General features: G+C 42.4%; 8 protein-coding genes. 1 reads left to right on the plus strand and 7 read right to left on the minus strand.

Annotated features, from left to right (window positions below; genetic code table 11):
• Nucleotides 1–94: 94 nt before the first annotated feature.
• The 7 genes from M2132_RS03350 to serS form a co-directional block, all read right to left on the minus strand.
• Nucleotides 95–889, minus strand: coding sequence for an energy transducer TonB (locus tag M2132_RS03350; RefSeq protein WP_280671341.1), 795 nt, complete (start codon nucleotides 887–889; stop codon nucleotides 95–97).
• A 34-nt stretch (nucleotides 890–923) separates the two neighbouring features.
• Complete coding sequence (locus M2132_RS03355) at nucleotides 924–1493, minus strand: 5-formyltetrahydrofolate cyclo-ligase (RefSeq protein WP_280671343.1); 570 nt, start codon at nucleotides 1491–1493, stop codon at nucleotides 924–926.
• A gap of 15 nt (nucleotides 1494–1508) precedes the next feature.
• Nucleotides 1509–3170 carry a S41 family peptidase gene (locus M2132_RS03360; protein WP_280671345.1) on the minus strand — a complete coding sequence of 554 codons (1662 nt, stop codon included), beginning with the start codon at nucleotides 3168–3170 and terminating at the stop codon, nucleotides 1509–1511.
• 8 nt (nucleotides 3171–3178) lie between these two features.
• Entirely contained in the window at nucleotides 3179–3610 is a 432-nt protein-coding gene (locus tag M2132_RS03365; protein ID WP_280671347.1) for a dCMP deaminase family protein, read from the minus strand.
• Between the two features lie 116 nt (nucleotides 3611–3726).
• Entirely contained in the window at nucleotides 3727–4482 is a 756-nt protein-coding gene (locus M2132_RS03370; RefSeq protein WP_280671349.1) for an MBL fold metallo-hydrolase, read from the minus strand.
• Nucleotides 4483–4576: 94 nt separating this feature from the next.
• Nucleotides 4577–5098 carry an SPOR domain-containing protein gene (locus M2132_RS03375; RefSeq protein WP_280671351.1) on the minus strand — a complete coding sequence of 174 codons (522 nt, stop codon included), beginning with the start codon at nucleotides 5096–5098 and terminating at the stop codon, nucleotides 4577–4579.
• Nucleotides 5099–5309: 211 nt separating this feature from the next.
• Complete coding sequence (gene serS / locus M2132_RS03380) at nucleotides 5310–6584, minus strand: serine--tRNA ligase (RefSeq protein ID WP_280671353.1); 1275 nt, start codon at nucleotides 6582–6584, stop codon at nucleotides 5310–5312.
• 180 nt (nucleotides 6585–6764) lie between these two features.
• Between serS and M2132_RS03385 the strand changes: the two genes are divergently transcribed.
• Nucleotides 6765–7352 (plus strand): DKNYY domain-containing protein, encoded by a 588-nt coding sequence (locus tag M2132_RS03385; protein WP_280671355.1) that lies wholly within the window; start codon nucleotides 6765–6767, stop codon nucleotides 7350–7352.
• Nucleotides 7353–7401: the final 49 nt, after the last annotated feature.

Consider the following 7401-nt stretch of genomic DNA (forward strand, 5'->3'; position numbering starts at 1 on the left):
AGAATTTATCTATTTAACATTTTGTTAAATAATCTTCTTTTTTGGTAAAAGACATTGTATGTAGGAATACAAACTCTTAATAACTGTTTTAAAATTATTTTTGCAGTTTGAATCTGACAGGTAAGGTATATTGGCATCTTACTACCTGCCCATTCTGTTTGCCGGGCTTCCATTTGGGCATCGACCCGATTACTCGTACTGCTTCCTTATCGCAGGCAGGGTCTAAGCTTTGTATTACTTTTATTTCGGACAACGAGCCATCTTTCTCAACAACGAAAGAGACTACCACCCTCCCCTCTATACCGTTCTCAGCAGCCGTTGGGGGATATTTAAGGCGAGATGCTATAAAGCTATGCATTTCTCCCTCAAAAACAGGCATTTGCTCCACCGCAACAAAGGGTTTTTCTTTTTCCGATGCAGGCTTCTTATTATCAGCAACAGTATATTCTATATCGTTATCATAATCGTCGGCAAAAGATATTGCTACAATCCTGTAAAACTCTTTATAATTGATCGACAAGGTATCGTACATGGCTACCGGCACACCTTTTTTTGTTCCCGGAATCCAGTTAGGCATAGACTTCACAACCCGCAACGCCTCTCTATTATAATTAGGGAAATCCGATTTTTCAACAATCGATACAGACGATATTTCCCCTGTTTTACCAACAAGGAAGCGCAGCTTCGCCGTAGTTGCATTCTCATCAAATACAGGCTGCTCACAAACTTCCCCCTCGGCAAACTCAGGTGTATTTCCGAGTTTTTCCTGTAAGTAATCTTTCAGATTCCCATCAAAACGGGGCTTCACTGTCTGGGCATGAGTTTGGCTTGTGGTTATGGACAAAACAATCGCTAAGATTGCTAAGCGAAAAAGTGTGTAGCTGTTCATGTGTTTTTTAAGTTTATATGTTTAGTGTACTATATCAATAAAAACCGTTACTCACGATTTCGGTTTCCGAAACAAGCATATCCATAGCTATGTCGTGCGGTTCGAGGGGAATACCATCTACAATCTGAAAATCGAAACAGACAGCCACTTTCGGTATTTTTACATTAGCCAAAAAACGGTCATAATAGCCACCACCCCGCCCCATGCGGTTCAACCGCCGATCGAAAGCAACTCCGGGAACAACAATCATATCAATCTGCCGGTAGTCGGTCAAATCTTCTCCATCAGGCTCCAACACTCCCAAATCCGATTTTGAAAATGTGGTTTCAGCCGTATAACGGCGGAAAACCAGATCCTTACCAACCACAACCGGCAAATAAAACTGTTTATCCGCGGCATACCGTTCCACCAAAGGCAAAGTCTGCACCTCGTCTTTCAGGCTGTGATATATAAGTACATTACGGGCTTTGCAAAAAACATCGGTCATTTCCAAAGTCATCATTACCTCGTCCGACAGTTGCGCAAGCTTTTCAGCACCAAGCTGTTTTTTTTCGGAAGATATCCGGCTCCTGATATCCTGCTTTGTTGTTTCGTTTCGTTTCAAAATTATAATAGGCTATTAATTTCCTCGTTGTCCTCCGGTTTTCTTTTTTCCGCTTTCCTTTATCACCTTAGGCGTTGCTTTATTCGCTTTTATCTGCTTGATAGCTTCTTTGAGCACAATATCATCGCTCAGCAGAATGGGGTAAAATCCGGCATCGCCAAAGTAGTTACGGACAATATATGCCGACAGTTGCTTCTGTATCAGCTTTTGTGTTTCGGTAGGCAGATATTGCTCGCGCTTCACGCTTTTTGTTTCGGCAAAAGTGAGCAGATTAGGCAGTAGGGCTTGCTTCAACAGATAGGCATACATATCTTTCCATGTAGTAAATGACGAAAGCTTTTTCCGGTTCACGTCCGAATAGACCATCGAATACTCGTATATAGCCCCTGAATTGAAAAGCTTGGTATAATAATTTGTCATGCCAACCGTATCGCGCGGCACAAATACATCGGGCATAATACCTCCATTGCCATGAATGAGGCGTCCTGCGGCGGTATAAAACACTGACGATTCGTCGAACTTTATGCTATCGGCCGAATACATTTCGCCGCTCATATAACGATTATAATAGTCCATATCGTAATCTTCGCGGTGCCCTATCTGGTAAGGCTTCTGTATACATCTGCCCGAAGGCGTATAATAGCGGGCAATGGTGAGGCGCAAAGCCGAGCCGTCTCTGAAAGGATATTGCGTTTGTACAAGCCCCTTACCAAAAGAACGTCGCCCTACAATCAAGCCCCGGTCGTTGTCCTGTATGGCACCTGCAAAAACTTCGCTGGCCGAGGCACTGTTTTCGTCAATCAGAACAACCAATTGCATATCCTTGCATGTTCCCGAACCATTTGCATATTGCGAGCGCCGCGCAAAGGCACGGCCTTCGGTATAGACAATCAGATCACCTTTTTCGAGGAATTCGTTTATCATATCTTCCGATGGAACCAAATACCCCCCCGTGTTCTGCCGCAAATCTATTATCACCGATTTTGCCGATTGGCTTTTCAGTTGCGATATAGCCGAGATAAACTCGTTGTATGTTGTACTGGCAAATTTACTTATTTTTATATAGCCGATATCGCTATTTGGTGTAAAGACCGCATCAATACTGTTAACGGGAACATCGTCGCGCTCCACCGAAACATACTCGATGCCCGGTTTGTTGTAGCGTTTGATGCCCAGTTTTACGGTTGTACCTTTCTTTCCCCTCAGTTTTTCCGTAACCTTTTCGTTCGTTATCTTCACCCCTGCCAAAAGGCTGTCGTTGGCATAAACAATGCGGTCGCCGGGTTTCAGTCCGGCAGCTTCCGACGGCCCTCCGGGCATAGTGCTCATAATGGTAATGGTATCGTTCAGCACATAAAAGCTGACCCCTATTCCGCTGAAATGTCCGGTCAATTCTTCGCCCGTGATTTCCATTTCCTTTGCGGTATAATAGTTTGAATGCGGATCCAGCCCCGCTATCAGGGCAGGGATGGTATTCTCTACCAATTCCTGAATATTTACCGTATCTACATACGATTCGCTTATATACTCAAGCACCGCCTCCAATTTATCTCCCCGATTGAACAAACTTTTGCGCGAACTGAAAATAGAAAACGCATTGCCTATAAAAATACCTATGGCAATGCTCAATCCTATCCACAGGGGAAGCCAGATTGTAGTTTTTTTAGGTGAATCCATAAAAAGGTTTATTTGTCATCCAGTTCAATATATTCGTATTCGATGCCTGCCCTTTCGAGCAAATTACAGCCATCCGTATTTCTATACTTATCGCAAAAAACAACCCGCTTTATCCCGGCCTGAATAATGAGTTTTGCGCATTCCAAGCAAGGAGAAGTTGTGACGTACATGGTTGCTCCCGAACTGCTGTTGTGCGAGCAAGCCACTTTGGTTATAGCATTGGCCTCAGCATGTAAAACATAAGGTTTGGTCAGATTGTTCTCATCTTCGCAAATATTTTCGAAGCCCGACGGGGTTCCGTTGTACCCGTCCGAAATTATCATTTTGTCTTTTACTATCAATGCTCCAACCTTACGGCGTACACAATATGAGTTTTCGGCCCATACTTTGGCCATTCTCAAATAGCGTTCGTCCAACAGATATTGTTTATCTTTTTCCATACATTGGATTTTTTTATAAAAACCGGAACAAATTTAAGTAATTAAGTTTTGATGCTAATATCTATTTTACAAAAAGATGACGAAAAACATTTTGCATCACCTCCACCCTGCTTTGTCTATATCTCTATCTTCAAGCCATCGTAAGCAAGCCAGACTGTTGGAGGGAGGCTTGCTTCCACTTCGTTGTGCAGCCCCATACTGTGCGCCATGTGGGTAAGGTAAGTCCGTTTAGGGGCTATACGCGCCACTTGCTCCAAGGCCTGCGCTAACGATTGGTGCGATATATGCTCCTCTCGCCGCAAAGCATTAATAACAAGCACATCAAGGTTTTGCAGTTTTTCGTATTCTTTTTCGGGGATGGTTTTCATGTCGGTCAGATAAGCAAAACCACCAATACGGAAACCCAGTATAGGCAACCGGTAGTGCATCAATCTGATTGGCAATACCTCTACGCCTTCCACAATAAACTTGTCCTCCGTTATCTCTACAAGATTCAGATTAGGCACACCCGGATATTTATGCTCCGCAAAGCAATATGGCAGCCTTTGTTCCAAAGCGTTTTTCACGTTATGCTCTACATACAAATCTATATCGCCCAAGCGACAAAAAGGGCGCAAATCGTCTATGCCGCTCACATGGTCGTAATGCTCGTGCGTAATGAGTATACCATGCAGCGGCGCAAAGGGGCGTATAAGCATCTGCGACCTGAAATCAGGACCACAATCTATCAGCAGATTCTTACCTTCGACCGTAATCAAAACCGAAGCCCTGTACCTCTTGTCCTTAGGGTTTGCCGAAGTGCAAACCTTGCACGTACAACCCACTTCGGGAACGCCGGTTGATGTACCTGTACCAAGAAAATCAATAATCATCTGGAAACAATGATATTTTAACAGAAGAAATGGCTACCTCTATATTTTAGAAATAGCCATCGCCGTTATTCTTTTACTCTAATCTTATATTCTTTTAATACTGTCTCTGAAGTATCCAAAGGTCATTGAAAGGAATGTTGTACGTTCTTCTCAAGAAATCGGTATCGCCTTTGGCATTGTAAGTTTCGGTCAACTCATTACGTTTATTAACCGCCTGAGCTTTATCGTCGTAGCTGGCAATAATAACCCTGTACATTCCCTGTTCGTTTTGGGCAAGAATTATGCTATGTCCTTCTCTTTCCATTCTTTCTTTCAGAATCTCAGCGTTTGGTTTAACGCTTAATGTTGCTATCACAACGCTATAACTTTTCAAGCCTGATGCATCGGTATCATAAACCGGTTTAATTTTTTCCGTTCTTACAGGTTCGTCCGATACGTTTGCCGTATATGCCGGATAAGCAGGTTTAGAAACCGTTTCCGTTTCTTTTTTGTTCTCTTCTATCTCTCTTTCCCGAGCAGCCTCATATACTGATTTATAAGCACTTTGTTTCGATTTACACGAAGAAAAACCAATAATAAGAGAAAGAGCTAATCCGATACCAAATAATTTATTCATAGCTTTATTGTGTTTATTTTTAATTTATTCTCAGTTATATATATACGTATACGCAAAGATATATTAATTCTATTAATTGCTATAACAGTTTGTTCTAAAAAATAGTTCAACAACCTGCGTTTTTGCCCATATTATGTTAATTTCCATTCAAAAAAACAGGTTTCCATATTGTTATTTCCAAATCTGAAAACACCCAGCCTTTAACATTCTGTCAATTAATAATATCCAAGCCAATATAAGGAACCAAAGCTTTTGGTACACGGATACCTTCGGGCGTCTGATTGTTTTCGAGCAAAGCCGCAACAATACGGGGAAGAGCCAGAGCGCTTCCGTTAAGGGTATGTACGAGCTGTGTTTTTTTATCGTCGGTTTTCCGGTAGCGGCATTTCAGGCGATTTGCCTGATAGCTTTCAAAATTGGAAACGGAACTGACTTCCAACCAACGTTTCTGTGCTGCCGAGAACACCTCGAAATCGAAAGTTATGGCCGACGTGAAACTCATGTCGCCCCCGCAAAGGCGCAGAATGCGCCAAGGCAGCTCAAGGGCTTCGACCAACGACTGCACATAGGCAACCATTTCCTTGAGCGACTCGTGAGAGTGTTCCGGAGTATCTATCCGTACAATTTCCACCTTATCGAATTGGTGCAAGCGGTTCAACCCACGCACATCTTTTCCGTACGAACCTGCCTCACGGCGAAAACATGCCGAATAGGCCGTATTTTTCACGGGCAAATCTTTTTCGTCCAAAATAACGTCACGATACATGTTTGTAACAGGAATTTCGGCGGTAGGTATCAGATACAAATCGTCGGCTGTGGCATAATACATCTGCCCTTCCTTGTCAGGCAAATTACCTGTACCATAGCCCGAATCGGAGTTTACAAGATAAGGCGGCTGCACTTCCATATATCCGGCTTCACGGGCTTTGTCCAGAAAAAAGTTTATCAAAGCCCTCTGCAAACGCGCTCCCTTTCCTTTATAAACGGGGAAGCCCGCTCCTGTTATCTTCACTCCCAATTCAAAGTCAATCAAATCGTATTTTTTTGTCAACTCCCAATGCGGAAGGGCATCTTCGCCCAAATCGGGAACAACGCCACCTGTTTTTTCCACAACATTATCGTCGGCTGTACGCCCTTCGGGTACAGCATCGTTAGGTACATTGGGTATCTGTACCAACATGTCTTGAATGTTCTGTTCCGTTTGGCGCAATCGGTTTTCGGTGTCTTTGTTCCGTTCTTTTATTCCCGCAACTTCGGCACGGGCTTTCTCGGCCTCGTCTTTTTTGCCTTCCTTCATCAACAAACCGATAGACTTCGATATATTATTCAGCTCGGCAAGACTACCGTCCAAAACCGTTTGCAGGCTTTTACGTTCTTTGTCGGCGTCAATAATCCGGGTTATCAGCTCCCGTGCATCGAAATGCTTTTTTGTAAGTTTCTTGATAATTTCTTCGGGGTTATCGTTGATTGCTTTGAGTGTTAGCATCTGTTATTAATTATAAATGTATATTCAAAAATATTTTCTCGCATTATTCAGCAGAAGTACAAAGTTATACAATATTATCAAAATGTTCACCGTTAGAAAAGCAGAAAAACATGCAACAGCTAAAAGAAAAACGACAGCTTATCATCCAACAAGCCTAACCGAAACTCAATACCAGACAATATGAGAACAAAATACCTGATTATAATTTTCATTGGTTTTACATTATTCACAATCGGTTGTGCTGATGGCCTATTGGCGCAAGATTTTATTTTTCCAAGATTTGACACACATCCCCCATTCCGGAAAATGAAATGCGGCTTATGGATAAATGCCGCCGGCGACATTGCCTACAAAACAATCGGCTGTGGCGAAGGGCATGAAAAGGAATACCTTACCGCAGATTCATCGAGCATAATTGTACCCGAATACGAAATAATTGATTATTATGTCACTTGGTGCTACAATGTTCGTGACAGCGTAACCGACAACATGACCGAAAGTGATATCATGTCTGAACTAAAAAATGTAGTCGATACCACATCGCTCAAAATACTAAGTCCTTCCTTTTTTATAGACAAGAATTATGTTTATGTATATGTAGATATGGTTTGCGGCGGACATATATCCGTTTGGCGTGATATTGACAGAAAAACATTCAAGGTATTCAAATCCAACCCCGATTTTGCTTGCGATAAGCATAGTTGTTTCGTTATGGGGAGGGAACTTAACGACTATGGATTGGAAATCCATAGGTTAGATTACGAATAAAATTCGTGTGAGTGTCGACTATAAGTCGATTAAAAAGCGATAACTAAAG

The sequence above is a fragment of the Dysgonomonas sp. PH5-45 genome (assembly GCF_029893235.1).
Lineage (GTDB): Bacteria > Bacteroidota > Bacteroidia > Bacteroidales > Dysgonomonadaceae > UBA1309.